Origin of the sequence: Thermogemmatispora onikobensis, from assembly GCF_001748285.1 — a bacterium.
Taxonomy (GTDB): Bacteria; Chloroflexota; Ktedonobacteria; order Ktedonobacterales; family Ktedonobacteraceae; genus Thermogemmatispora; species Thermogemmatispora onikobensis.
Genome location: NZ_BDGT01000040.1, coordinates 1 through 22,820 on the forward strand (window position 1 = coordinate 1; position 22,820 = coordinate 22,820).

Annotated in this window: 20 protein-coding genes; 7 read left to right on the plus strand and 13 right to left on the minus strand. The window is 60.8% G+C overall.

The window, feature by feature from the left end; genetic code table 11:
- The coding region (locus BGC09_RS16320) for a response regulator transcription factor (protein ID WP_141727825.1) at nucleotides 1-449 on the minus strand (449 nt) is incomplete at its 3' end.
- Between the two features lie 357 nt (nucleotides 450-806).
- On the opposite strand from BGC09_RS16320, the gene BGC09_RS16325 reads away from it, so the two are divergent.
- The 3 genes from BGC09_RS16325 (at nucleotide 807) to rplI (ending at nucleotide 3,588) form a co-directional block, all read left to right on the plus strand.
- On the plus strand, nucleotides 807-1,217 hold the full coding sequence (locus BGC09_RS16325) for a cytidine deaminase (protein ID WP_069805289.1): 411 nt from the start codon (nucleotides 807-809) through the stop codon (nucleotides 1,215-1,217).
- A gap of 288 nt (nucleotides 1,218-1,505) precedes the next feature.
- Entirely contained in the window at nucleotides 1,506-2,675 is a 1,170-nt protein-coding gene (locus BGC09_RS16330) for a carboxylate-amine ligase (protein WP_069805291.1), read from the plus strand.
- 397 nt (nucleotides 2,676-3,072) lie between these two features.
- Entirely contained in the window at nucleotides 3,073-3,588 is a 516-nt protein-coding gene (gene rplI / locus BGC09_RS16335) for a 50S ribosomal protein L9 (RefSeq protein ID WP_069805293.1), read from the plus strand.
- A gap of 176 nt (nucleotides 3,589-3,764) precedes the next feature.
- Here rplI and pcaF read toward each other — a convergent pair whose 3' ends face one another.
- The 6 genes from pcaF to BGC09_RS16365 form a co-directional block, all read right to left on the minus strand.
- A complete protein-coding gene (gene pcaF / locus BGC09_RS16340) occupies nucleotides 3,765-4,961 on the minus strand; it encodes a 3-oxoadipyl-CoA thiolase (RefSeq protein WP_069805295.1) in 1,197 nt (398 codons plus the stop codon).
- Nucleotides 4,962-5,144: 183 nt separating this feature from the next.
- Nucleotides 5,145-5,921: an enoyl-CoA hydratase-related protein gene (locus BGC09_RS16345; protein WP_069805297.1), complete on the minus strand. Its 777-nt coding sequence runs from the start codon at nucleotides 5,919-5,921 to the stop codon at nucleotides 5,145-5,147.
- Between the two features lie 181 nt (nucleotides 5,922-6,102).
- On the minus strand, nucleotides 6,103-6,882 hold the full coding sequence (locus BGC09_RS16350) for a CoA-transferase subunit beta (RefSeq protein WP_084659011.1): 780 nt from the start codon (nucleotides 6,880-6,882) through the stop codon (nucleotides 6,103-6,105).
- Between the two features lie 165 nt (nucleotides 6,883-7,047).
- A complete protein-coding gene (locus BGC09_RS16355; protein WP_069805299.1) occupies nucleotides 7,048-7,962 on the minus strand; it encodes a CoA transferase subunit A in 915 nt (304 codons plus the stop codon).
- Entirely contained in the window at nucleotides 7,959-8,912 is a 954-nt protein-coding gene (locus BGC09_RS16360) for an NHL repeat-containing protein (RefSeq protein ID WP_069805301.1), read from the minus strand. The genes BGC09_RS16355 and BGC09_RS16360 overlap by 4 nt, the downstream gene beginning before the upstream one ends.
- A gap of 272 nt (nucleotides 8,913-9,184) precedes the next feature.
- Nucleotides 9,185-10,033: an XdhC family protein gene (locus BGC09_RS16365; RefSeq protein WP_069805303.1), complete on the minus strand. Its 849-nt coding sequence runs from the start codon at nucleotides 10,031-10,033 to the stop codon at nucleotides 9,185-9,187.
- Between the two features lie 792 nt (nucleotides 10,034-10,825).
- Between BGC09_RS16365 and BGC09_RS16370 the strand changes: the two genes are divergently transcribed.
- Both BGC09_RS16370 and BGC09_RS16375 read left to right on the plus strand, forming a co-directional pair.
- A complete protein-coding gene (locus tag BGC09_RS16370) occupies nucleotides 10,826-11,644 on the plus strand; it encodes a hypothetical protein (RefSeq protein WP_069805305.1) in 819 nt (272 codons plus the stop codon).
- 28 nt (nucleotides 11,645-11,672) lie between these two features.
- Entirely contained in the window at nucleotides 11,673-11,876 is a 204-nt protein-coding gene (locus BGC09_RS16375) for a hypothetical protein (protein WP_069805307.1), read from the plus strand.
- 166 nt (nucleotides 11,877-12,042) lie between these two features.
- On the opposite strand, the gene BGC09_RS16380 is transcribed toward BGC09_RS16375, so the two are convergent.
- The 5 genes from BGC09_RS16380 to rph form a co-directional block, all read right to left on the minus strand.
- Entirely contained in the window at nucleotides 12,043-12,945 is a 903-nt protein-coding gene (locus BGC09_RS16380) for an alpha/beta fold hydrolase (RefSeq protein ID WP_069805309.1), read from the minus strand.
- A 54-nt stretch (nucleotides 12,946-12,999) separates the two neighbouring features.
- Nucleotides 13,000-14,325, minus strand: coding sequence for a phosphopyruvate hydratase (eno, locus tag BGC09_RS16385; RefSeq protein WP_069805311.1), 1,326 nt, complete (start codon nucleotides 14,323-14,325; stop codon nucleotides 13,000-13,002).
- 426 nt (nucleotides 14,326-14,751) lie between these two features.
- Entirely contained in the window at nucleotides 14,752-15,894 is a 1,143-nt protein-coding gene (gene hisC, locus BGC09_RS16390; RefSeq protein WP_069805314.1) for a histidinol-phosphate transaminase, read from the minus strand.
- A 17-nt stretch (nucleotides 15,895-15,911) separates the two neighbouring features.
- Complete coding sequence (locus tag BGC09_RS16395; RefSeq protein WP_141727826.1) at nucleotides 15,912-17,054, minus strand: hypothetical protein; 1,143 nt, start codon at nucleotides 17,052-17,054, stop codon at nucleotides 15,912-15,914.
- A 768-nt stretch (nucleotides 17,055-17,822) separates the two neighbouring features.
- Nucleotides 17,823-18,533 carry a ribonuclease PH gene (rph, locus tag BGC09_RS16400; RefSeq protein WP_176728954.1) on the minus strand — a complete coding sequence of 237 codons (711 nt, stop codon included), beginning with the start codon at nucleotides 18,531-18,533 and terminating at the stop codon, nucleotides 17,823-17,825.
- A 391-nt stretch (nucleotides 18,534-18,924) separates the two neighbouring features.
- Between rph and BGC09_RS16405 the strand changes: the two genes are divergently transcribed.
- Complete coding sequence (locus BGC09_RS16405; protein WP_069805319.1) at nucleotides 18,925-20,535, plus strand: alpha,alpha-trehalose-phosphate synthase (UDP-forming); 1,611 nt, start codon at nucleotides 18,925-18,927, stop codon at nucleotides 20,533-20,535.
- A gap of 59 nt (nucleotides 20,536-20,594) precedes the next feature.
- On the opposite strand, the gene otsB is transcribed toward BGC09_RS16405, so the two are convergent.
- A complete protein-coding gene (gene otsB, locus BGC09_RS16410) occupies nucleotides 20,595-21,491 on the minus strand; it encodes a trehalose-phosphatase (protein WP_069805321.1) in 897 nt (298 codons plus the stop codon).
- Between the two features lie 362 nt (nucleotides 21,492-21,853).
- Between otsB and BGC09_RS16415 the strand changes: the two genes are divergently transcribed.
- Nucleotides 21,854-22,684 carry a TerC family protein gene (locus BGC09_RS16415; RefSeq protein ID WP_069805323.1) on the plus strand — a complete coding sequence of 277 codons (831 nt, stop codon included), beginning with the start codon at nucleotides 21,854-21,856 and terminating at the stop codon, nucleotides 22,682-22,684.
- Nucleotides 22,685-22,820 lie beyond the last annotated feature (136 nt).

Below are 22,820 nucleotides of genomic sequence, written 5' to 3' on the forward strand. Positions count from 1 at the left end.
TTCAAGCCATCGCGCACCACCTCATGGCGCATGGCATCCAGCGAGAACGGTCCCACCGTGATTGTTGACGAACTGGCGGAGCCGCGCACATTCGAGGCCCGGCGCAGAATCGCCTTAATCCGCGCCAGCAACTGACGCGGGCTAAAGGGCTTGCGCAGGTAGTCGTCGGCCCCCAACTCCAGCCCGCGGATCTCATCCTCCTCCTGATCATGGGCTGTCAGAATCAGCACCATCGAGTTGGTCTCATTGCGCATCTGGCGGCAGACCTCGAAACCGTCGATCTTGGGCATCTCAACATCCAGGATCACCAGGTCGGGCAGTGTCTCGCGCCAGCGCTTGATCGCCTGCTCGCCATCGAAGGCGCGCACTACCTCGTAGCCATGCCCTTTGAGCCAGTAGCTCAGGATGTCCACCATATCGCGGTCGTCATCCGCTACCAGGATCTTCACGTGTCTTTCCTCCTGATTTGCAAGCCTGTAGCTGCTCTTCTCCCCCAAGGGGGACGGATCGGCGTGTGTTCGTGGCTATAGCTAGCCGGTCGAGCTTTCTTTCACTGCTAGTAACGGGCTGTGCTGAGGGGAGTAACAGCATGATACAATCTGGGCTATGACCAGTCACCTGATTGGCTACCTCGTCGTGCCAATCCTGGACCCCCGGCGCCGGGGTCCAGCGCTGCGGCGACCAGATCAGAGAGGCAGGCGCTGGACAAAGGCAGCGTGAGGCGAGGCGGGGTCAGCAGGTGTCGCTTCTCTCTTCTACCAGGGAGGGGCAACAAGCAGATCGCCAGAGGAAGGAGCACGAGCAGTATGACGAGTGCCCAATCCAGCACGCCAGGACGCGAGGCGTTGCTGGCGCAGGCGCGGGCGGCAGCTCTGCAGGCCCATGCGCCTTATTCCCATTTCCGGGTTGGCGCGGTTGTGGTGGCCGATGGCCAGCTCTATCGCGGGGTGAATATCGAGAGCTCCAGCTATGGGCTGACGCTCTGCGCGGAGCGCGCGGCCCTGGCTGCCGCCCTCAGCGCGGGTGCGCGCCAGATCACGCATGTGGCGGTTGCCTGTATTGATGCGCCGCCTTCCGCTCCCGCTTCGGCGCGTACTCCCTGTGGGGCCTGTCGCCAATGGTTGGCCGATCTGGCCCCACAGGCGACCGTCTATATCGATGGGCTGGAAGAAAGCTTGACGGTCAAGGAGCTGTTGCCCTACGCTTTCGTCCTGTAGGCCCAGGGGCCTGCAGGCCCGCAGCGAACGACCGGGTCGGGCTGGACTGGCTCCGGCCCGATCCGCTGCTGACTGGCCCGGCTGCCGCATGCAAGATGTCGGCTGACCCTCTTCTTCCCTCAGCACCTGCTTTTATCTCCACCAATACGATATCTGGTGAAAATGATCGATTTCTGGTACAATATAAGCAGCGTGTTCCAGCATGGCTGATTGCTGGCCATGCTGGCCCCAGTTAGGGAGTGTACCTTGCCAGCCGGTTGCTTGTTCCTTCAACGCTGAGGAGGACATATGTTCCGAACATTTCAGCTGCCTACTCCTTCCATCGGAATTGAAGAAGAGTTCCAGCTTGTCGACCCCCAGACGGGCCGCCTTATGCCCGGCGTCCACACCATTCTTGAGAAAGGAGCCTCCCAATTTGGTGAACAGCTCAAGCCCGAGATGTTGCAGTCCACAATTGAGCTGATCAGTCCGATCTATCCCAACATCACCGCAGCGCGTCTGGAGACGCAGCAGCTGCGTGCCCGACTGGCGCGGCTGGTGAGCCAGGAGGGCCTGGCCCTGGTAAGTGCTGGCACGCATCCGGGCGGCTTGTGGCAGGAGCAGCAGCGATCGAACCATCCCCGCTATATCGAGCTTGAAGAGGAATTTCAGGATGTAGGTCGCTCGATTCTCATCTTTGGCCTCCATGTCCATATCGGCGTCGAGAACAACGACATCGCCATTGCGCTGATGAACCAGGTCCGTACCTGGCTGCCTCATCTGCTGGCGCTGTCGTCCAATTCGCCTTTCTGGGGCAACCGCTTCACTGGCCTGAAGTCGTATCGTGCTGTCGTCTGGAAGCGTTTCCCACGTAGCGGCCTGCCGGAGGTCTTCCCAAGCTGGGGCGATTTTGATCACTATGTGCAGGCGCTCATTGAAAGTGGCTGCATCGATAATGCGAAAAAGATTTGGTGGGATCTCCGTCCCCATCCGTTCTTTAAGACGCTGGAGTTTCGCGTCTTCGATATGCCTGCGACCATCGAAGATACGCTGGCGCTGGCGGCGCTCTGCCAGGCGCTCGTGGCGAAGCTGACCTGGCTTTACAAGCATGGGATGGGGCTTCATGTGATGCCTCGCGATTACCTGGAAGAGAACAAGTGGCGCGCTATGCGCTATGGCCTGGATGCTCAGGTTATTGATTTCGTGAACCATCGCACTCTGCCCATGCGCGATGCCATCCATGAGCTGCTCGACTTTGTCGATGATGTCCTCGACGATCTGGGCACACGCCGCGAGATCAATTATCTGCGCTTCCTGCTCGATGATCCCCGTGGTACTGGCGCTGATCGCCAGATCGCTATCTGGAACGAGACGCACAGTTTTCTGGCTGTTGTTCGCTACCTGATCGAGACGACGCTCGAAGGTGTCCCGCTCGATTCCCTGTCCGATCGCCAGTCCCTGACCACCCGATCTGAGTGAGGTTCTGGCGCTGGCCTGCTCTGGTTGCCCGGCGCCTGGCCTTGTTTGTAGGACCCGGCTGCCTCCTATGTTCTCTATGGCTCTTCCCTGCAGTGATGAGGCTCTTGGGCGAAAGGCCGATCTGTGCCTCTCGCCTGTGGTGGGGGCTGTGCTCTCTCGATCAGCGTGAGGCTGTTAGCCGTAGCGCTGTAGTGAGGGGCGCTGGCGAGCGCGCCCCTCCTGGCTGGCGCGCCGGCAAAGGGCCTTTCTGCAAGGTGCGGCTTGCGCTTCCCCGTGAGAAGGTGTATACTTCTCGGGAACAGACCACTAGCCAATACTGCGGGGAAGGCAGGCGCTCACTGCCCTGGCAGCTGGGGCGCTGCTCTTCTCCCTGTTCCAGGAGTTTTGAGTACGAGCGATGAAAGTCATTCTCCTTCAGGACGTAGCGGGGCTGGGCAAAGCCGGCGATGTGAAAGAGGTCGCCAATGGCTACGCGCGCAATTATTTGCTGCCGCGCAAGCTGGCTGCCGGTGCCACACCGGCCTTGCTGGCCAATCGTGAGCAGCGTGTGGCGGCGGAGCGGCGCCGGCTGGAGAAGCAAGAGCAGCTCAACCGTCAGCTTGCCGAGCGTCTGAGCCAGGTCTCCCTGACCTTCAAGGCGCGTGTGGGACGCAACGGGCGGCTCTATGGCTCGGTGACAAGTCAGGATATTGCCGACGGCCTCCGCCAGGCCGAGGGCCTGACGATTGATCGTCGCCTCATTGATCTGTCCAGCCCGATTCGGTCAATCGGCACCTTTGAGGTCCCGGTCAGAGTGGCCCGCAGTCTTGTCCCGCGCATTACCGTGCGCGTGATCGATCAGGACGCTGCTGATGCCGAGGGAGCGGCAGCGGCTGAGACCGCCGGACAGGCAGAGGCCGCGCAGGAAGAGTAAAGGGCGCCCAGCCCGGCCTGCTCTGGGCGCCCCCTTCATTGTCGCTATCTTCTTCTTCTTCTTCTTCTTCTTCTTCTTCTAGAACTTGGCCCCTCCCTGGTTTCTCCCTATTCGCTCGCTGCTCTTGCCCCGAGGATTCCTCTTGCTCAGGGAGGGCATTCAGGCGTGAAGCAACCTTAGAGACGCTCGATGACGGTGGCGATCCCCTGGCCAACGCCGATGCACATGGTTGCCAGTCCGTAGCGCCCGCCTCGTCGCTCTAGCTCATGCAGGAGCGTGACCATGATGCGCGCGCCGCTGCAACCGAGAGGGTGACCCAGGGCGATGGCACCGCCGTTCACATTGAGCTTCTCTTCATCGATTTCCAGCTCACGCACGCACTGCAGCACCTGAGCAGCGAAAGCCTCGTTCAGCTCAATCAGGTCGAGATCGTGGATGCTCAGTCCGGCGCGCTGCAGCGCCTTACGTGTCGCGGGAATTGGTCCCAGGCCCATATAGGCCGGATCGACGCCAGCGACCGCGGTGGCGACGATCCGGGCCCGTGGGCGCAGTCCCAGGGAGCGTGCCCGGCTCTCGCTCATCATGACCAGCGCCGCCGCCCCGTCGTTGATGCCGGCTGAATTGCCTGCGGTAACCGTTCCCCCTTCGCGGAAAGCAGGCTTGAGCGCGGCCAGCTTTTCCAGCGACGTATCGGGACGGGGGTGCTCATCTTTGCTCACTAGCGCTGGTTCCCCTTTTTTCTGCGGTACTGGCACCGGAACGATCTCCTCGGCGAAGCGTCCATCCTGCTGGGCGGCAACGGCGCGCTGATGACTACGCAGGGCGTAGCGGTCCTGTTCCTCACGGCTGATGCCGTAGCGCGCGGCGACGTTCTCCGCCGTCTCGCCCATGCTGTACGGGTGGTGCATTGCGGCGAGCCTGGGATTGATGAAGCGCCAGCCCAGGGTTGTGTCGTAGAGGGTGGCATTGCGGCTAAAGGCGCTCTCGGCCTTGCCCAGGACGAAGGGGGCACGGGTCATGCTCTCAACTCCGCCGGCGACAAAGGTGTCACCGGCGCCAACCTGGATCGCCTGGGCGGCGCTGTTGATCGCCTGGAGACCGGAGCCGCAGAGCCGATTGACGGTCTGGCCGGCCACATGGATTGGCAAGCCGGCCAGGAGCAAGGCCATACGGGCCACGTTGCGATTGTCTTCGCCCGCCTGGTTTGCGCAACCCAGGACGACGTCTTCGACGCTGCCTGGCTCGATGCCGGCACGGCGAATGGCTTCGGCGATCACCAGGGCCGCCATATCATCGGGACGCACATCTTTGAGCGCTCCGGCGTAGCGCCCGATGGGGGTACGCACTGCTGAGACGATTACCGCTTCTTCCATAGCTGCGGCCTCCTCTCGGGTTACTGCTGATTCTCCGTTGACGGCGATGTGAGACAACTCAGTCTCTCACGGAGCCTGATGAAGTCTGGTCTGGTCTGGCCAGGTCTGGTCTGGTCTGGTCTGGCTGCGCCCTCTCTTCAGGAGCCAGTGCCAGCCAGGCCAGAGCTGGCCCGTTCGATCCGCTCAGCGTCCCTGGAACTGAGCGCGACGCTTTTCGAGGAAAGCGCGCATTCCTTCGCGCTTGTCTTCGCTGGAGAAGAGCAGGAAGAAGTTTTTGCGCTCGGCCTCCAGGCCCTCTTCCAGCGGGGTTTCGAAGGCTGCCAGCACGGCTTCCTTGGCCAGTCGGACGGCGATGGGAGGACGCTCGGCCAGCTCTTTGGCGATCTTCAGGGCCTCTTTGAGATGCTCGCCCTGGGGTACCACGCGGTTGACCAGGCCCAGCTCGGCCAGCTCGCGAGCGCTGATCTGGTTTCCCAGGAGAACCATCTCCATCGTGCGGTACTTGCCAAGGGTGCGCGCCAGGCGCTGGGTGCCGCCGGCGCCCGGGATAATCCCCAGGAGAATCTCCGGCTGACCGAAGCGGGCGTTCTCGGAGGCTACAATGATATCGCAGTGCAGGGCCAATTCGCAGCCTCCTCCGAGAGCGTAGCCGTTGACTGCGGCGATGAGAGGCTTTTTGATCCGCCGGATGCGCTCCCAGGCTTCGAAGCCGCTTAAAAGCATATCAATCGGCGACTTGTCGGCCATCTCTTCGATGTCGGCTCCAGCAGCGAAAGCGCGCTCACCGGCGCCGGTGATGACGATGCTGCGAATGGCCTCGTCGCGGTCGAGATCTTCCAGGGCGGTGCTCAGCTCGGCGACGAGCTGTGTATTGAGGGCGTTCAGCTTGGTGGGCCGATTGAGTGTGACAATGCCCACTCGCTCATCACGTTCAACCAGAATGTATTGGTAGGCTGTCATTTCTCTCCTCGTTGCCTTTATCTGAGTTACAAGCCAGCGCGGGAGCGGTCATTTGGACGAGATCAGCGTGAGGTGCGCTGGCTGGCTGGCTGGCTGACGAACTGACTGACGAACTGACGAACTGGTGAGGCGTGAAAAGGGCCTGCCTGCGCTCGCTGGTCACTGACCAGCGAGCCAAAAATCAGCTAGTCCAGACGCCGTGTGGGTCGCACTCACGAATCACGCGCAGCTCTTCTGGCGTTGGCGGGACTGTTTCGGCGCAGTCGGGGGCCAGGCGCAGCGGCCAGCCAGTTTGCTCCTGGACCTGCTCGATACTGCTGCCGGGGTGGTAGGACTGCAGCAGGGCCTCGCCAGTGGTTGGATCAAAGGTGAAGACGGCCAGCGTGGTGATCAATACTGCTGGTCCGCCGCGCGGCAAGCCTACGCGCTGGCGCCAGGCCACGCCGGCAGGACCGTGCTCATCAGGGTAGCCATAGCCCGGGCTGGTCACAAAATCGACCCGCTCGCGCAGGCGGTGCCGTTCATGGGGCATGATGATCGCCAGACGCTGGGCCAGCGAGGCAATATCAGCGCCGCCGCCGCTGCCGGGCAGTCGGACGCGCGGCTGCCGCCAGTCGCCGATCAGCGACGTGTTGAGGTTCCCATAGCGATCGATTTCGGCGCCGCCGATGAAACCAAGCTCGATTTCGCCGGCGGCCATCAGGCCGATAACGCTAATGGTGCTGGTGGCCCAGAGCGCTCCGCAGATATTGGGCGCATCGCCCATCGTGTAGAGCAGCTCGCGGGCCGGTGTATCGCGGATCAGACCAGTTTCGAAAATACCAACACAGTGAGGGGCATGGGTGCGCTTGGCCAGGGCGAAGGCTAGCAGTGGCAGACGCATGCCAACGAAAACCCGCTCGCCATCGCGGATCTGGCGCGCGGCACAAACGACCATCAGCTCACGAGGCGTATACTCCATTGCCCTTTTTCCTCCTTCTCTGATTGCTCTCTTGCGCTGCTCCTTCCCGACCAGAGCTGACGACACGAAGGAAGCTGGCTGTGTCCTTCCTGGGCCGGACTGCCAGCGCGAGAGCAGAGGGTCTCACCAAACCCGAGCGTTCGCTCGTTCGCTCGCTCAGATTGATCAGTAGCCATAGTCGACGGGAGCGGCATAGCGGTGCTCCTTGACAGTCAGAGTGCCCCGGCGAGCCTCACCCAGCTTCGCCAGATACTCCTGGCGTGTCGAGAGGCCAAGCACCCACTCCTCCAGCCACTGCTGGAAACCCTCTGGTGTGCGGGTGCGAGTATGGTACTCGTGATAGAACTGGTGGTCGCGGTCATAGTAGCCCTGCACTGCTGAGGGATGGGCGCCCCACGGCTCGTGGACGACCGCACAGACCTTGTATGAGGGTCCAATGACGCGGTTGGGATCGCTTATGATGACTTCGCGTGCTACGATCTCTTCAGCGACGATGATGACTTGACGGGCAGCCAGCATAGCCTCCTGGCAGATGCCAAGGCTGCCCCAGAGATGAGCATTGCCATCCTCATCGCTGCGCTGGACGTGCAGGATAGTCAGGTCAGGTTGCAGAGCTGGGACGAGCAGCAAGGGACTGCCATCGAAAGGCGAGGTAGTCTGGAGAAAGGTAGGATTTTTGCGCGGGAGGTCGCTCCCCAGGAGCGAACGTGTGGGGATAAAGGGAGCGCCCAGGCTGGCAGCGCGCAGGGCCAGACCGATCGAGAAATTGCTGTGGTCCTCGGTGACGATGGGACGAGGCTGGGCTTGCTCCGTTGCTCGTCGATAGCAGTGGCCGAGGCCCTCACTGACATTACCTACCCAAGCCGCTTGAATCTTGGCCACGCAGCCGGCCCCGATCAGTTGATCGAAGAGGATATCCGAGATTGGTCCGATCAAAGTCAGGTTGCGGCGTCCCTGGCGAATGATCTCGTGGCCCGCAGCGAAGGGGATGCACGGTTCTAGGGCCAGGCCCAGTGCTATCGAAGCCCCGTCGTGGACATAGCGTCTGATCGCCTCGGTCATAGAGAGCAGCTTACTCATGTCGGTGTAAACTCCACGATCATGTTTGCATAATCATCGGCCACGTAGATATGGTCATGTTGGTCGATGACCAGTCCCTGTGGCTCGATGAAGCCCTGGCTCGCCAGCGTTTCACGCTGGCCGGTAGCTGGCTGCAAGCGGATCAGCGCGTGCACGGCTGGTGCCAGATCTATCACCAGCAGGTTGCCGTGCCCATCCCAGGCCACATCGTCCGGCATGCCGAAGCCGCCGAAGCGAACCTTGTGTCCGTTGGGGCTGATGCGCCAGACCGCCTGCCCACATTCATCAGCCACATAGACGTTGCCCGCCCCATCAACAGTGGCCCCGACCGGGCGCGCGATGCCGCTCGCCAGTGGCTGCAGTGTGCGGCCATCCAGGCTCATGCGATAGACCTCGCCGGTGGGGCTATCTGGTACAATCAGGGTCTGGGTTGTGCGATCGAAAGCAATGCCATCGATCCCTGCTTTGCACGGCTGGCTGCCCGGTGTGCCTGGCAGAGTACGCAAGACCAGTGGCATCTGCGCCCCCGGCATCAACAACAGCAGGCGGTTGGTGCGCTGTTCCGCTATGATGATTGTACCATTCTGGAGCACAACCAGCCCTTCTGGCGCCGCCAGGCCGCGCGCGAGCACGCTCACTGTGCCATCGCGATTAAGACGGTTGATGGTGCCGTTATAGGCGTCGCTGAAGAAGAGGTTGCCTTGCGTATCAAGGGCAAGGTCATCGGGTCTGCCATAACCGCGCAGGAGGAGATGGCTGCGGTAGTGGTGCGCCGCTCCCGCCGTGCCGCTGGCACTGGGGGGGGCGCTGGCTGTGCTGGTTGGCGATGGCGTAGGGACGGTGCGAGCTGAAGATGAGGGAATGGCGGAGCCGGCGCTGCCACAGGCGCTCAAGATGAGCAGGCAGAGGAGCAACGCCGAAAGAATCCTCGAATGCTCGCTTCGCAGCATAGCATATCCTTCCCGAAAAACCCCGATAGTGTGATCAGCCGATTGGGAGTCAGCGGCTGCCGGGGGCCTGATCTGGAGGAACAGGCAAACCCTGGCAGGAAACTGGCCGTTGCTGACAGGGCTGGCCAGGTGCTGTCTCTCCTGCCATCGTATCACAAGCGGGCGTCTTGAGGGAAATCAGGATCGGAAAGCGACTGCCACCCTTCCCGGAGCGACGAGCAGGACCGCGCCCACTCGCTGGCTGCCGCTCCGCCACTGCCGAGCGCGCTCACTCAGGCATTCACAGGCGCGACTTCCTCAATCAAGTGGTGCAGCGTTTTGAGTGGGACCCCTGTGCCTTTGGTACCCGCGCGCCTGGTCATCACCAGCTCGGCGGCGATGCTGAGCGCGATCTCTTGGGGAGTGACAGCACCAATATCCAGGCCGATAGGCGTGTGTACCTGCTCAAGGCGCTCGCGAGGGATGCCTGCCTTGAGCAAATTGCGAAAGATGTTGCGGATTTTGCCGGCACTGCCGATCATACCCACATAGGCAGCCTCGCTTTCCACTGCGGCGCGCAGGGCCTCCTCGTCAAGCCGGTGCCCGCGGGTGACAATGACTACCCAGGTTGAGGCGTCCGGTCGCAGCTCTCGAATGGTCTGAGCGATGTCTCCGAAGACGAGCTGGACGCGCTCGCCAAAGGTACGCGGGTCTGCCAGATCACGACGGTCGTCTATTACCACAATGCGAAAGTCGAGGTCGGCGGCGAAGCGCGCTAGCGCCTGAGCCACATGGCCGGCCCCGGCAATGATCAGTCGTGGCTCCGGCGAGATGGCCTCGACAAAGACTTCCAGGGTTGCGCCACAGCTGCCGACGGCTTCGTCGGGGTCGATGTGAATGTGAGTGAGGAACGAGCGCCCTTCCTGGAGAGCCTGCTGCATGGCTTTGATGGCCTGCTCGTCGGCGCGCCCTCCGCCAAAGCTGCCGCTAGCGCTGCCATCGGCATGGAGCAGCATGCGGACCCCGATATCGCAGGGTGCGGCTCCGATGGTCTTGACCACAGTGGCAATGCCAACGCGCTCGCCTCGTCGCAGCGCTGCTTGAATGGCCTCGTAGACGGCTGTGGGGCTAATGGCACTCATGATGCTTCCCGTCCTCTGTCTGTTGCTCTCTGCGTGCTTCCCCTACTCAATGATTGAGCAGGACACTCTTCATTATAACACAGGAAAATTGCCGTCTCCTTGCTTGACAGGCCGGTGCTGTTCACGTATAGTGAGTAGAACAAGAGTCACAGTGTGACAGAGGTGTAGAGGCGCGGGTTAAGAGGGGTAACCTGGGAGGGAGCCTGGCCTAGATGGCAGGTCTGCTGTGGTCATGACCTACTGGCTGTTCTCTCTCTTGCCCTCCACAAGGTCTTGGGGACCCATAATAGTGGTGAGCTTCGTCCCGAGATGCTTCAGAAGAGTCTACGCTTGGCCTATGAATATTGCTATTTCTTGAAAACGCAGCTCTACCAGCGTCTACGGCTCTGGGAGCAGCATCATCCCGGCTTCACGCTCTTCCTGCCAGCCGACGAATAATTCTCCTTGGCTCGAAAAAGATCATCTTTTGTCCTCTCTTGATCAAAATGCCCTTCCACTTTGACCCTCTCCTCTTGGAACGATTCTTTGGAGCACCTGATCTGGCCGCTGGGCACCCCTCTCTCGCTAAGCAAGCAGCTAGCTTGACAGAGGCTCCTCTGCCGGGTACAATACTAGAACATAAATTCTAGATCTGGATCTCCTGAGCAGTCGAGCTACGGGTGCTCGTGAAGTGCCTGGGCGACTCGGCTCGCTCTCACCGCAACGATTTGCACAGCGTCCGGCGAGGTCGTTCAAGGAGGCCAGCCAGTCAGGCGCAGGGCGAGGAACAGTCAGAAAGAGGAGACATTGTCTATGACATCTCTTGGTGAGCACTCTCATTCCCAGAGCCGTGAGGAGCAGCGTCCACGTTTCAACCCAAGCGAGCACCTGCTGCAGATCAGAAGCGGCAATCGTGGCGAGCTGCGCGACTACCTGCCTGTCCAGTGGCGGCTCGTCTGGTTTCGTGAACTCTGTCCCCAGGGGACCATTGAAACCGAGATGGTGCACCTGGATCTGGAGCGTGAGACCGAGGAGGAGTATTACGGCTACAACAGTGAGACCCGGCGCAACGAAAAGATGGTTCGCCGGGCCAGGGGTTTTGTCATCTTCCGTGCCGTTGTCAGGGATGGCAAGGGAGGCGTTGCCACAGGTACTAAGTCAGAGAAGGCCGCCAGCTTTCCCGATTTCATCGAGAAGGCTGAGACGGGCGCCATTGGGCGCGCCCTTGCCGCGCTCGGTTTCGGAACCCAGTTTGCCCCGGAGCTGGATGAAGAGCATCGTATCGTCGACAGTCCCGTCGAACGGGCTGCTCCCCACTCTACAGGCGAGCACGCCCCGGAGGCCACGGCGGCCTCTGAGCCGGAGGCTGCCTCCTCCAACGCGCGCGGGGCTGCCGTCCCTGCTGTTTCCCCATCTCGCCAGCGCACCTCACCGCGATCGGGCAACGGCAGCGACAGCGAGCACGGCCCAATCACCGACCAGCAGCTCGCCAGCATCCGCAAGCTCTGCGATACTCTCGGCAAGTCGGAGCCAAATGACCTGGCTTCCTGGAACTACGCGGCGGCCCGGGAGCTGATTCTGCAGCTGAGCCGCGAATATCGCCAGCGCAACGAAAGTCGTAAAGCTTCCTAGCGTACACGTACACTAGCGAGGATTGCTCATGTCCTTTAAGCAACTGCAGTATGCCGAAAAGCGCATGCACAGGCTCTGGCACGATATGGTCGTGGCCGACGAGCGCGGCGCCTCACCCATCGAGCTAGAGCGCCTCTATGATGCCTACTTGCAAGCTCTTCAGAGCTACCTGCGCTGCTACGAAACCTACCGCCAGGAGTCAGGTGGGATTGACATTCATCGCTGCGCCTGAAAACAGAGAGCGCCCAGGCCACCATTGCCGCCTCCCTCCCTATCCTGATAGGCAGCAGAGAGAGGAGGCGGCAACGCAGAGCACACGAGACGGTGGCCTGGGCCTCCTCGGGCCAGACCACACACACACTCTCTGTCTGTCTCAGGGCGGCAACCTGAGGCCGAAGCTAGGCGCGTGTTGACAGAGAGGACAGGAAGTCTCGAATGGCCCGCGCCACAGCCTCTGGCGCATCGAAGAGTACCAGATGGCCGGCCTGGGGAATAATGATCAACTGCGAACCCGGGACCTCCCGATGCAGACGCTGGGCATCCTTCACGGGAAACTGCCGATCTTCCTCCCCCCAGATGATCAACACAGGCTTTCCCACACGCGGCAGATCACTGGCCACCGAATTAACATAAGAGGGGATCAGGTTACGGATGTGCTGATAAAGGACTTCCTTGTGCAGCTCGCTATTCCAATGGTTCACGAAGTCATCGAGCATCTGCTGCTTAAACTGCTCAGGCCGCGTTGATGCGGCGGGCAGAGCGGCGCGCAGATCGCGCAGCACATCCTCAGCGCTGGCGCGCTTAGGAGCATCGTACTCCTGGCGCTCCTTCATTTGTGGCAGCGGCCAATCCTCGGCAAAGGCATGCAAATAGCAGACCGTGTCGATCAGCACCAGACCCGCCACACGCTCGCGACTCAGGCGGGTCGCTAGAATCTGAGCCACGCCGCCGCCGAGGCCGTGGCCCACCAGCACCACATTAGTCAACTGGAGGGCTTCCAGGAACATCGCCAGGTAGTCAGCGTGGCCCCAGACCGAGGTATCAGCCGGCCAGGGATGATCAGAGAGGCCGTGGCCCAGCAGGTCCAGCACATAGATCGCGCGCCCGCTGCTGGTCAAGAGGGGGATCACCTCGCGCCAGGCGAAGGCCCCCGCCAGCACATCATGGAGCAGGACCAGCGCCCCATCGGTGCCATGCTCGGCCCCGTAGACATAGTAGGTCACATTATAATGGATCAGGCGGATCGTGCGCCGTTCACCGGCGCCTGCCACCCGTGGTAACTGTGCTGTACTCTGTGTCATTGCTTCTTCCTCACTCTTCCGTGCGCTGCGAACGAGCGTCTCTGCATCGCCCCTCTACATTCGCGCGTAGAGTCCTGGAACATTATAGAAAGCCCCAAAGCCTGCATAATGAGCCGTGCGCTCGCCCAGTTCTTCCTCAATCACCAGCAAGCGATTATACTTGGCCACACGCTCACTGCGAGCAGGAGCTCCTGTTTTAATCTGGCCCGCGTTGGTGGCGACCACCAGGTCGGCGATCGTCGTATCCTCTGTCTCGCCCGAGCGATGGGAAACCACCGCCGTGAACGAAGCGCGCTTTGCCATCTCGATGGCTGCCAGCGTCTCCGTCAGGGTTCCGATCTGGTTGAGCTTAATCAGGATTGAATTGGCGGCGCGCTCCTCGATCCCGCGCTTCAGACGGGCTGTATTTGTCACGAACAGATCGTCGCCGACCAACTGCACCCGTCCGCCCAGGCGCTGACAGAGCAGCGACCAGCCTTCCCAGTCATCTTCTGCCAGGCCGTCCTCGATCGAGATCACAGGATACTCGTTGACCCACTGCTCATAGAGGTCGACCATCTCGGCGGACGAGAGCGTGCGGCCTTCACGGGCCAACACATATTTCCCATCCTGATACAGCTCGCTGGCGGCAGGGTCCATACCGAGACAGATATCGACGCCGGGACGGTAGCCAGCCGCCTCGATGGCTGTCAGCAGCAGCTCCAGCGGCTCGCGGTTCGAGCTAAGCGAAGGAGCGAAGCCCCCCTCATCGCCGACATTCGTATTATACTTCTTGCTATGCAAGACCTTCTTCAAGCTCTGATAGACCTCAGCTCCCATGCGCAGCGCCTCCCGGAAGGAGCGGGCCCCTACTGGAAGAATCATATACTCCTGCATATCGGCGGAGTTGTCGGCGTGCTTCCCCCCGTTGAGGATATTCATCATTGGAACGGGCAAGACACTGGCCGACACCCCGCCCAAATAACGATAAAGCGGCTGACCAACTGCATTGGCCGCCGCGTGGGCCAGGGCGAGAGAGACGCCGAGAATCGCATTGGCACCGAGCTTTCCTTTGTTTGGCGTGCCATCGAGTTGGACCATCAGGCCATCGAGAGCCACCTGATCTGTGGCATCCTGGCCGACCAGCGCTTCCCGCAACGTCGTATTGACATGCTGGACTGCCGTCAGCACACCTTTGCCGCCATAGCGCTGGCGGTCGCCATCGCGCAGCTCAACTGCCTCGTGGGCGCCAGTGGAAGCGCCGGAGGGAACCGCCGCGACACCGCGAGCCCCACCTTTCAACCAGACCTCCACCTGGACCGTTGGGTTGCCTCGCGAATCGAGGATCTCGCGAGCCACCAGGTTCGCAATGACCGTACTTTCTCTGCTCACACCAGGCATAGAACAATACCTACCTCTCTCAACTCTGCTCAAATCTTAGCGTCTTACTGCCAGACAAACAATCGATGATAGCGCGGCGTTGCCCATCATTGCCGGCTGTATTGTAACGCGCGCCGCTGGTCGTGGGCAAGCATTTTCTTGGCAGACAGACAGGCTGCCAGACAGGCAATCTATCAGGCGAGCGCGTAAATCACCTTCTGGCGGTCAAAATGACCGAAAGGCATGGGACGATTGGAATGCCCATCGCAAAGAAGAGGATAGAAAGAGCAGTTGACCGATGAAGGAGCGTAGCGTAACCCAACATTAACAGCAGTTGCCGACCTGCCAGACCTGGCTGATCCCTTCCTCTTCTCCCCCGGTACCAGGGGAAGTCAAGGCAGGTATCCAGATCCAGGCCGGCCACTAGGTCAAGCAGTCAGAGAGGACTCAGCCAGCGCCGTTAGCGCCGGATCGTGCTCTGCCAGGGCTCACCTCAGCCAGAGCGCGTGCCAGCAGATCGGTATGCTCTGGCAGGCCCACGGTTACCCGCAAGACATTCTGCAGGTATGGATGCTGGAAATAGCGCAGGAGAATGCCGTATGCCTCAACGCTGGCCCGAATGTCCTCCACCGTAATTTCCTCATCGCAGACGCGCGCCATAATAAAGTTCCCCTGGGAAGGGACCGGCGCCAGATACGGCTGAGAGGCCAGGACCTGGAAGAGGCGTTCACGTTCCTGGATCAGGAGCTGCACGCGCTCCCAGACGCAATCGAGGTGGGCCAGCGTCTCTATAGCGGCGATGTGGCCGGCCAGATTCACCTCAAAGGGGCACTGAGCGCGCCGCAAGTAGCTGGCGATCCACTCAGGGAAGAGGCCGTAGCCGATGCGCAGTCCAGCCAGGCCAGCCCACTTACTGAAAGAGCGCAGCACCACCAGATTGGGGTACTCGGGCACCAGATGGGCTACGCCCCGTGGCTGCTGCGAGAACTCCACGTAGGCCTCATCGACGACAACAATGCGCCCTGTCTCCAACAAGCGCAGAATATCATCCTGGGCCACCAGATTCCCGGTTGGATTGTTGGGGGAACAGAGCACGATCAGCTTCGTCTCGGGAGTCAAGGCTGAGAGGATAGCCTCGACATCGAGGTCGTAGGACTCTGTCCGCGGAACCTCGATCACGTAGGCGCCGCAGAGCGTCGTCACCGTCGTATAGAGTGTAAAGGTAGGGGGGCAGCAGATAATATTGTCCCCGACCGACAGGAAGACGTGCCAGAGCAGATTGATCAGTTCATTACTGCCGTGGCTGAGCACGATATAGCGCTCATCCAGGCCCGTGAAGGCGGCCAGGGCCCGCCGTAGAGCGGTGGAGTCGGTATCGGGATAATTGTTATAGTGGACGTACCGCCCCAGAGCGGCGAGTACCGGCGGGATAGGGCCATACGGATTCTCGTTGCTATTGAGCTTAATCAGGCGCTCGATAGGAATACCAGTTCTTTGAGAGAAAGCCTCTAACGATTCTCCTGGTACATAGGGAGCAATACGTTCGATCTCTGGACGGACCTGAACAACACGCGAGGCATATGGTTGCATGGGCTTATATATCCATCCTACTTTTCAGTATCAGCGTCCACGAAGATCTGAGCGGGACGGCGAATCAAGGAATTGCGCACAGGGGAGCTGGAGCCGGTATTGCCGCGCAGAGGGCCGCTGGTGCCGAAAGAGCGGAGGGACGTATGAGGAACGACGGGCTGCATCGCCGAGGTTTCCGGCAACTGGCCGCCGGTAGCCTGCAGCATCTCCATACCGCGGCGCAAGGTCATCATATCCCGCAGGAAGCAGGCGACAGCGGAAGCGGCAGAGCCTTTTTCGCGAGCGCTTTCGAAGCGGCGCGCATTAGCCTCGCCGGCGTCCTGGGCCGCCTGAGCCAGCGGATCAGACGTATGGGCGGCAAAGGTATCCTGGAAAATGTCGTCCCAGCTGGACCAGCGTCCACGCAGCGGTTTCCAGCCGAGCTGGCTATCGCTGACCGTGCGCCACTTTTCCTCTGTAAACTGAACCCAATCCTCGATCAGGCGGATGCACGTCTCCAACTGCTGGCGCAGGCGCTCCTCCTCGGCGCTGTGGGACTGCGAGCCGCCGCTTTGCGGCAGGCCCTCGGCGGAGGGAGCGGACTGGCCATAGAAGCCGCTCTGGAAATAAGCGGGAGCCTGCTGCACGCCGGGGAAGAAGCCAGAGTTACCGGGCACGCTGGAGAAGTCCGCGGCTCCCTGGCCAAATTGAGGCATAGGGCCTGTCTGACCTGTTTGCCCTGCGGGCAGGCCGAGAACCGGGCCTTGTGGGGAAGCCAGCTCGCCCGTCACTGTCACCCCTCCGAAAGCGGGGTTGAGGGCCAAGATCGAGGAGCCATCGGGCATCAGCATGCCCTCGGGAATGGTAGGCAGACCACCGATCACGATCTCCTCGTGCCCGATCGCATCGAGGATGCGCCAGGCCAGCCGCGGGTGCTTGATAGCCCACCACAGGCGGCGTGCCAGAAAGGTACAGGCAAAGGTAAAGTTGACCAGCAGCCAAACCAGCCCGCGCACCGCCAGCCAGTTCACCAGACCGGCCACCACAATCCAGTACCAGGGATCGTGCTGTCCTGCCTCCTCAATAATGGTCAGGACAACCGCTACTGTGAGGCTGGGATCGCGCAGAGGATTAATCACATCGATGATACGCCAGAACCATGAACGCTCTGTCTTCTTCAAGATACGCTCCTCTGACATCACACTACGATGCCGCTGTCTCTTATCCTTCGCTCGGCTCACTGCTCGCCGTTGGACCATGCGAGCGAGCCGTCCAGATCGCCAGGCCCCGACTGTCTGCCTGCCTGCGGGCCAGCTCTTGTTGTTCTGCCTCCGCTCCTCTTTCGTGGGCGACCGGCGCTGACCCTGCCTGCTTCGCTGCTGGAACGCTCCGCCTTCCTCCCTTGCCCACTTCCCTGTAGCCAGCTAGCGGGTGGACCTTGCCGGGAATGAGCTTTAGCCTGCAGCTCAGCCCCGCTCCTGGCGAGTGAGCTACTTCTCATCATCTGGCTCGCCTGCCGGCTGTCCTGTTGCCGTCTTGCACCTGCCTGTTCATAGACCTGCGGGGATCTCCTGGCGTGCTTGCCCCCCCCGTTCCTGCTGCTCTGTTGCTCTGTTTGCCTTCCGGTGTGGCTTCCGGCGAACCTCATGCAGACGAGCGGCCTTCTGCAGCTAGCTCTCTCATTCAGCCATTTGCGGGACGATTCTAACATGGGCCCCTGGGGCCTGCAAGCTTTGCCGGCAAGACAGGGGCATATTGGGCTATCCTGACACACCACATCACTGCCATTTTTATTGTACCAGAGCCACGAGTGAGGCAAGGGAGCAGGCTCCCCTGCGGAAACGAAGAAGCGGTACTTTAGTACCGCCGACAGCTGCCTCAAACGGTAAGGGGGGAGCAAGAGGCAGCTTCCCCAGCCCAGTCTGGGAGAAAGGCCGAAGGAGTCCGGTTTAGCGCAGATACGGCTGTTGGAATGCCACCAGCTGCTTGATCCCCTCTTGGGCCAGCGAGAGCAATTCATCCAGGCGTGTGCGGCTAAAAACCCCGCCCTCGCCGGTACCTTGAACCTCGACGAAGTCGCCTTGGGCCGTCATCACTACATTGAAATCCACCTCGGCCCGCGCGTCTTCCTCATAGCAGAGATCGAGCAGCGCCTCTCCCTCGACGATCCCCACGCTCACGGCGGCCACCGCAGTGCGTACCGGATGAGTGGATAAAAGGCCGCTTGCTACCAGGCGGCTGCACGCCCGGTAAAGAGCCACGAAGGCGCCGGTAATGGCCGCAGTGCGGGTGCCCCCATCGGCCTGCAGCACATCGCAGTCAAGGATCAGGGTCCGTGTCCCCAGGGCCTCCAGATCGACAGCCGCTCGCAACGAACGACCAATCAGGCGCTGAATCTCCTGGGTGCGCCCGCTGAGGCGTCCCTCGCGCTCGCGTGGCGTGCGGGACTGTGTGGCCCGGGGCAGCATACTATACTCAGCGGTGACCCAGCCGCGCCCGCTGCCCTCTAGAAAAGGGGGGACCTTCTCCTCGACGGTGGCGGCGCAGAGGACCCGTGTGCGCCCGGCCTCGATGATCACCGAACCCTCGGCGTAGTCGAGATAGTCAACCGTGAGACGTAGGGGGCGTAGTTGAGTCTGAGAACGCCCATCTGTGCGTATCATAAGCGAAGCCCTCTTGTTACTTTCAACCTGTTCAAAACCTGGTTCCGAGTCATGAAAAATACTGAGGAAGGGTGCTCTCCTGTGGCAGGTAACCGCTTCCGCGAAGAGAAGCCCCCCATTCCCTCAGCGAATATGTTACTATAACATAAGGGTGTCTCCAACAGAGGTAGCTGACCGTGCCTCACCTAAAGAGGGCAGAGAAAGGTCTGCGTTCTCTCTCGCCGCCTCTGTCTTCTCGTACTTCAGTGCGAAGGTAGGCGGCGAAAAACGCACACCGGCCTGGCCCGGACAAGAAGGGAGCGGACAAACGAGCGAAACAGCGAGAGAGATGAAGAGCAGCAGAAAGTCGCAGCCGAAGCGCGAACAACCTGTTAGAAAGGACCAACCTATGTCTGCGCATAAAACGCTGCATCCTGCGCAAGCGGAGCCACTCCATGCGCATCGTCTCATCATTGCGACCAACCGCGGTCCCGTTGAATTTTATCTTACACAAGATAAAGTCTTGAAGTCTCGGCGCGGAGCGGGAGGAGTCGTTACGGCTCTCATCGAGGCGGCCAGCCGCATGGAGGTCACCTGGGTGGCGATGGCGATGACAGAAGGGGACCGTCTGGCGGCGCGCAGCGCTGAAGCTGAGAGCGGATGCATTCCCTCGCCGCTGCCAAACCTCAAGATGCAGCTTCGCTACGTCGTCATTCCCAAGACGGCCTACCGCAAGCACTACGACCTCATCAGCAACCGCGTTCTCTGGTTCCTGCAGCATTATCTGTATGACCCCAGCAGCGACTCTTTCAACTATCAGCGGCTGCAGGATGCCTGGAAGAACGGCTACCGGGTGGCCAACCAGGCCATTGCCGAGGCAGTGAATGCCGAGATCGAGCGTGCTGAGACCATGCCGGTGGTCATGCTGCACGACTATCACCTCTATCTGGTAGCCGCCATGATCCGCGAGCGGCACCCTACCATTATTACCCAGCAATTTATCCATATTCCCTGGCCAGACAGCCGTTGCTGGCACTTCCTGCCCAGTAACATCACGCAGGAGATTTATCGCGGCCTGGTGGGCAACGACATCGTCGGCTTCCAGACCGAGCGCGATGCGCGCAATTTCCTGGAAGGGGCGCGGACCGTTCTCGAAGGAGCCGAAGTCGACTTTGAAGAAGGGACCGTTGTCTGGCAAGGCCATCGTACACTGGCGCGGGCCTACCCGATTTCAATCTCGGTGACCGAGGAACGACGCATTGTCCAGGGCCTGGCCGGACGGCGCGCTGCCGAAAAGATTCTTCCCCTGTTAGGGGAGCAGACAATCATGCGCGTCGACCGCATCGAGCCGACGAAGAACATTCCCCGTGGCTTCCAGGCTTATGCCCAGATGCTGGAGGAGCATCCCGAGCTACGGGGGAAGGTGAAATTCCTGGCCTTCCTTGTTCCTTCACGTCAATCACTGCCCGAATACAAGCGGCTCAACAGCGAGGTGCTCAAGCTCGTCGAAGAGATCAATGCCCGCTATGGAGATGCCAGCTGGAAGCCCATCGAGGTCTTCTGCGACAACGACCGTACACGGGCATTGGCGGCCATGCAGTTCTATGATGTGCTGCTGGTCAACCCCATTATCGATGGGATGAATCTGGTGGCCAAGGAGGGAGCGGTGGTCAACAAGCGCAATGGTCTGCTTGTGCTTTCGCGCACCGCTGGCGCCTTCCAGCAACTTGGCAAGGCGGCGATTCCGACCTCTCCTCTCGATGTGGCCGAGACCGCCGAGGCTCTCTACACTGCGCTGACGCTCCCGCCGGAAGAGCGTGAGCGGCGGGCCAAGCTGGCCCGGCAGATAGTGGAGCAGAACAATCTGCATACCTGGCTGACCCGACAGATTGAAGATATTAACGAGCTGCTCGATCTGGCCCGTTTAGCTGCTGAGAATGAGGAGCGGCAGCGCGAACGGGATGAGCCTGAAAGTGAACCCGAGCTTGCGCCCAGCCCGTTATCCCTTTCAGCAGGATGACCCTGCTGCTAGATGCCGCTGTCTTCGGGCTGGCAAGAAAAGCGCGTGGAGATCATCCACTACGCACGCTTTTCCTGCCAGCCTGGCGAGGACGCCCCAGTCTCACCCTCCAGCTCCAGAAAGGTCACCATTTCCTCTAGCAGGGCTGCCATGCCGGCCACTCCCTCAACGATGAGATCGGCCCGCTCTAAGAGCCGGGGAGGAGTGTCGGCGTGGCGCACAGCAATTGTCACGGCTGTCGAGCAGATCCCCTCTTCACGCAAGCGAATCAGGGTCTCTACTCCATCCAGGTCGGTGGTATCATCTCCTGCGAAGAGCGCGCTACGTAGCTGCTGTTGCTCGATGAAGCGCTGCAAAGCCTGACCTTTATTCAGGCCGGGTACGCGCAGCTCGACGGCCATCTTCCCTTCTGTGAGCAGGAGGCCGCTCGCCTGCGCTGGCTCCCTCAGCAGCTCCAGGATCTGCTGTCGTGCCTGGACAGGATCGGGGCAACGGCGATAGTGAATGGTCCCGCCGATACTTTTGTATTCGATCTGCGCACAGGGTAGCGCTGATGCCAGGTGCTGCTCTGCCAGCGCGAGCAACCGCTGCGCGGGGAGGCGGTAGGCTTCGGCCTCTGGAAGGAGCCTGATGGGATGGTGCTCCGGGAGGCCCTCGGCCCACTCTAAACCATGATTGCCGATGTACGTGATCTCGTCGACCCCTACCAGGGCCGCGGCACTGGTGATTCCTCTGCCCGTGACCACCGCCACGCTGGCATAGGGGCGCAGGCGTTCCAGCAGAGAGGCCACGCCTGGAAAGAGGCTGGCTGCTTCAGGCGTTGGTGCAATGGGGCTGAGCGTGCCGTCGATGTCGAAAGTCAATCCACAAGGACGAGTGAGTAGGACGTTGCGTAGTACGGCGGTCAGCATGGTGGCCTGATGCTCCTTTGTTTGAAGCTGCCTGTCACGGCGCATGCTCCCCTTGCCTCCTGGGGAAGAGTGCGCGCCTTGCATTCTATCATGCGGTGTTGCTGCACTGCGTCTCGCGTGGTACTATGTAAGAAAAGGAAAAGCATTGCAGATGCGGTTCCTTACTGCAGAGCTAGCCTCATAGCTCAGGCCAGGTAGCCAGGCTGCTTATTGCCCGCAAGCATGGTCCCCGCGCGAGGAGGAGAGAGAACGGAGAGATTAAGCGACCTGATCCCATAGCTGCCGGTCTCTGGGGCATGGTGGGCCTGGCTCCGCTCTGTCCTGAGCTGAGCAGACCTGGCTGGCCGATGATTCTGCCTCTGCGCGGAACAGTGATAGACTTCTTGATCTCATGAAGGGGGTTGGAGATGCCGCAGACCTGGCTGCAGTTTCTCAGCACTGTCGGCGGTATTATTCTCGTTGATCTTGCTTTGAGTGGCGATAATGCTCTGGTCATTGGTGCGGCCACTGTGGGCATCCCACGACAACGGCGCTGGGCAGCCCTGTCTCTCGGGGGCGGTCTGGCTATTTTCCTCCGTCTTACCTTCGCCGCTCTGGCTACCTGGCTCCTGCAGATCCCTTATCTCCAGGCCATTGGCGGTCTTGTCGTGCTCTCAATCGCCGTCCGTCTCTTTTTCAGTCGGGCGGAGGAAAAGGAGGAGCGTCAGGCTACGAACCTGGCCCGCTCAGCTCCGGTGAGCGAGACTTCGCGCGTCACTCAGCCACTAAATGAGGGACCGGCTAGCGTGCTGGGCAAGGCTCCCCATCTGCGGCGCCTGCTGGAGCGTCACCTCTCGCCAGAAAATACCAGCTTTGTGCTGGCCATGCTCACGATCGTGGTAGCCGACGTGACCATGAGCCTGGATAATGTGATTGCCATTGGCGCTATTGCCCAGGGACAGCTCCCGGTCCTCATTATCGGTCTCCTGACCAGCATTCTGCTCTTGCTTCTGGGCAGTGCGCTGATTGCTGAGGTGCTCAGCCGGCTCCCTGGCCTCACTCTGGTAGCCAGTTTTATCCTGGCCTGGGTGGCGGCCAATTTGGTTATTAACGATCCTGCCATCGGCTTCCTCCAGGACCATGAGCTGGCTGTCTATGGTGGAACATTCCTCTTCGTTGGGGTGATGGCGCTCATTGCCTATCTTCAGCAACGCCATCAGCGTTACCTGCATTCCTCCTCGCCCCCCTCTTCTCGCTAAGCTGGGTTGAGCCTGACTCGCTCTCGCCACCAGGATGTGAGTGAGAACACAAAAGAGACGACCTGCTCAAGCGCCTTCTTCCCCGCATTGGCCAGTCGGAAAATCATCGAGGAAAAAGAGACTTCGATCCCTCGTT